At 52.3% G+C, this 4,071-nt stretch carries 1 protein-coding gene and 3 pseudogenes; 3 read left to right on the forward strand and 1 reads right to left on the reverse strand.

The genetic code is table 11. The features are described 5' to 3' along the window. Positions 1 to 1,477 (forward strand): annotated as a pseudogene (locus tag IPN95_29015) (DUF3696 domain-containing protein). A 143-nt stretch (positions 1,478 to 1,620) separates the two neighbouring features. Here the strand turns inward: IPN95_29015 and IPN95_29020 are convergent. Then, entirely contained in the window at positions 1,621 to 1,875 is a 255-nt protein-coding gene (locus IPN95_29020) for a hypothetical protein (GenBank protein MBK9453356.1), read from the reverse strand. Between the two features lie 358 nt (positions 1,876 to 2,233). Here IPN95_29020 and IPN95_29025 point away from each other — a divergent pair. After that, a pseudogene (locus IPN95_29025) lies at positions 2,234 to 2,488 on the forward strand (hypothetical protein). Continuing rightward, positions 2,485 to 4,071, forward strand: a pseudogene (pglZ, locus tag IPN95_29030) (BREX-3 system phosphatase PglZ). Before IPN95_29025 ends, pglZ begins: the two co-directional pseudogenes overlap by 4 nt.

The following is a 4,071-nucleotide window of genomic DNA, read 5'->3' on the forward strand; positions in this document are numbered from 1 at the left end:
CACCCAGTTGTCCTGCATATCCAGAGACGAGGACAACGTGGATCAGAAAGCCGATATATCGATTCATCATTCCACCAAGGCCATCTCCCAGATTGAAGGAGCTGACAGCGCCAGTGAAATTGACGATCAGCTACGCACCAGTTTGGCTTACGCCGTTGAACTGGACGATAGACCCATGGCTGAGGTGAAGGACGACTTCGTTCGGCCAAGCCAATTTGGCTGCATACTGCGATACTTCTCTTCCCGGAGAGAATTGTTTACGCCATCGATACCATCGAAGAGGATGCCAACGCCATCACCATGGCTCTCCAGGACGATGGCCGTCGTGCCATAAGTTTACGGCGCAGCATGGGAAGAGAGATCCTTATTTCCAAAGAGATCATTGCGATCTTGCGCGAAGTTCTCGAAGGCACCATCGATTTCGACCTGGTCTTCAAGGATAAATATCGGCAGGAGTTACTGTTTGATTCCGAGTCCGAGACGCTTACATTTAGGGCATGGCATGAACGACTACGCGGACTGCCACGCGAGAAGCGCCTGAAAGTTCAGCAGGTACTGCGTGAGCGTGAGGATCTTTTTGAACGCATTCATGCGGCTATGAAAGGCTCCGTTGTCCAGAAGCCAGAAACACATGCATTTGCCCCACTGAGGCCACCTCGTTTGATAGCCGAGGCTACCTGGTACCTGGACAATTTCTTCGCAACGTCTTTGAAATATCTCGGCCCGTTGAGAGATGCTCCCAAGCCTCTGTATCCACTCGCACCAGCAGCCGACCCACATGATGTAGGGTTGCGCGGTGAACACACGGCTTCTATTCTTGAATTGCACAAGAACAAGAAGATCTGGTACATCCCTTCGGCGAATTTCAAAGCCCCGGTAATTGACCGCAAAACCGTAACCCGAACACTCGAAACGGCGGTTATCGATTGGCTCCAATATCTGGGTGTGGCCAGCTCGGTAAAAAGCCGCGATCAGGGGAAATTGGGGCACGAGCTGAAGGTGGGGCTTTCCAATTCGGATAGCACCTACGACCTCACGCATGTGGGCGTAGGTGTCAGCCAGGTTTTGCCAATTCTCGTCATGTGCCTTCTCGCTGACACAGACTCTACACTCGTTTTTGAGCAGCCGGAGCTGCATCTTCATCCGAAGGTTCAGACCCTGCTCGGCGACTTTTTCCTTTCGATGGCGCTATGCAACAAGCAGTGCATTGTTGAAACCCACAGCGAATATTTCATCGATCGCCTCCGTTTCCGAATTGCAGCGGCATCACCCGAGAAGGAGCTCAACAGCCAGGCCAAGATTTACTTCGTGGAAAACCGTCGCAGGGTTCAGCTTTCGAGAGGTGGTGATAAACGAGTACGGAGCCATCTCAGACTGGCCGGAAGGATTCTTTGATCAGTCCCAACAGCAGGCCGAGGAAATCCTCAGAGCTGCGGCGATGAAGCGCAAAGCAAGCCGGAGGAATAAAGATGCATAGCCTGCCCAGCGTAACAATTGACGCAGGCGTGTCCGGATGTTATTCGGCTGACAACTCACGACGGTCTCCAATCCGATCTGGCCAGATGCATAACGTTGATTGCTGTGCTGCGTAAGCACTGCTCCCAACCTCTTGGCGGCCATTCACTCATTCTGAGAGAAGCGCCCAAACAGATAATCCAGGTAAGAGCCCATATTCACGAGCTCGAACATTCCAGAAACGATATCCCTGTCTTGCCGTGCCCGCCCGAGTTCTTCGAAGGCGATGTGTTGGTCTGTGACGATTTTCGAGGGCTGATCGAATGTCTCGATGAATCGGCAATTCTGGTTGGCGCGTCTGATGACCTTGGAATTGAACTCGCTGTCCGAATCGCTCTGTTCAAAAATGCGATTGCGCAAGGTGATTCCCCTGACTGGAGCTGCGTGATTGTTCCAGCCATTGGGTCTAGATTTCGGGAGTTGTGCCAACAGGTTTGCGCCGACCAAGGGGACTCCGTGCCACCCAAGATTCTCCGATCAATCATAGAGACTATCAAAGGACACAATCTTCCAGCCGTACACGCTTTGCGAACAGGACCTGGCGGGGATGATCCGCAAAGAATGCGATGCTCCGATAAGGCGGAGCGTCGCGATATTGATAGGGAATTCCATCTTCATTACTGGGAGTGCGCCAACGGAATAATCGAATTGGCGTCAGTGGTTTATCACAACGATTTTTCAATTCCGGAATGATGTCGATGCAGGATGTTTGGCAATACAGGAGCTGTTTCACGCCCTGCAGCAAGCGCACCTCAGCTCGATTACCAGGGAAGAAGAACGTGGCATGATCTCCTTTTCGTCAAGACGGAAGGCTATCGAGCGGGTTGGTCTGCCCGAGGTGCGCCAGTATCGTCTAGCCCGCTGTGATGCCGAGGAAACTGATTGGCGACATGAACTACAATCTGTGCGGCAGATCGTGCCGGAACTTCGACCGCTGTTGATGATGCGCATCATCAAGGAAGGCGCTCAATGAGTAGTTGGAGAGACGCCATCCTGAACGACTTTGTACCCAACGTCAGCAAGCTGACCCTAGTCGCGGACCCGGATTGTCTGCTGACCGAGGAGAAGCTCGCATTGGAGCTTCGCGGGCGCGGGTTCGATCTGATCGAGTTCAGTGATCCGGTCGAATTCAGATACGCCTATGAATCGAAATATCGCTCAACCTGGGATCGCGGTGAACATACCGATCTGGTTGTAATCCTCTGGCTGCAGGATGCCGAGTTGGAATCTTTGCCCTATGATTTGCTTCAGGGTTGGAATGAAGATCTCCTTCAATCTCGGAGATCTTTTCCCAACCTGAGCTACCCGGTGATTGAGAAGCTTGACCGGAGCTTACTGGATGCACTGTATGATGCACAGCGCAAATCGCATCCTGATCGAATGGGCGACAACGCCACGAAGGATTTCATTCTCCGCCATGTATTTGGCATCGCCGCAGAGCTGATTGTCAATGAAGTGGAATTGCTGCGTGCTTTGCTCCGCTTGCATTACAGAAAGATTCATATCCCCCTCACGTTGTGCCAGCGACTTCTCCAAGTACTCAAAAGCAATGACGGATTCAAGGCATGGCCTTTGGATGAAATTGTTCCAGATGACGAAGCGTTTTTTTCTTTTCTCCAAGAACGGTGGCCGGTGTTCCTTGCCAAACTGGGCAAGGCAGATCATGTCAGCGAGGACTCCCAGAGTATGGTCTCGCATTCCTGGCCCCGATCACCTGCCGTCCGGACCACCAAGATATCAGGGTTTACATTGACAACATGTTCCTTGAAGGGAAACTCACTCCAGTTGACGCTACTGAAACTGAAGTTGATGCTGATTCCTGGGTTCAAATCGGTATCGAGGCGGTAGGTGTAAATGATGAGGAGCTGCGGATCTCCGGTCTCTTTAATCTTGTTGAGAAAGAACTACCGACATCGGAATCCCGTTACTCTGATTGGACCACCTTTGCGCTTAAATGGGCCGAACTCTCATCGTTAGTTCATTGTTCTAATACTGCCCAACATCAGATCCGACTCAAGGAAGTAGGAGATGTCTTGAATGCGACATTTGCCGGATGGCTTGGTGGCCACTATGCCAGCCTGATCAATTTGCCGCCGACCAATCCGATCATGCTGCACCATGTGCCGCGTCGCATGGCTCGGGATATCGAGGATTCTGGTAGCAGCAGTACTGCGCTGATCGTGGTCGATGGCCTTGCACTGGATCAGTGGGTGACCATCCGCCAGCTTCTGCAAAAACAAGATGCCAATCTGGTCATGCGTGAATCCGCGACCTTCGCCTGGATTCCAACGCTAACCACGGTTTCGAGGCAATCGATCTTTTCCGGCAAGCCGCCACTCTATTTTCCGTCATCCATCAATTCGACCAATAACGAAGAGAAGTTGTGGAAGCAATTTTGGGAAGGCCATGGCTTATCCCGGCTCGATGTCGCTTACCAGCGCGGCCTCGGAGATGGCGATGCATCCAGCGTACTCGACCGCAATGCATCCCGGCAAGACCGAAGGTGGTGGGCTGGTCGGACAAGGTCGACAGATCATGCACGGTATGCAACTCGGC

The sequence above is a fragment of the Bacteroidota bacterium genome (assembly GCA_016718825.1).
In the GTDB taxonomy this organism is placed as follows: Bacteria; Bacteroidota; Bacteroidia; order J057; family JADKCL01; genus JADKCL01.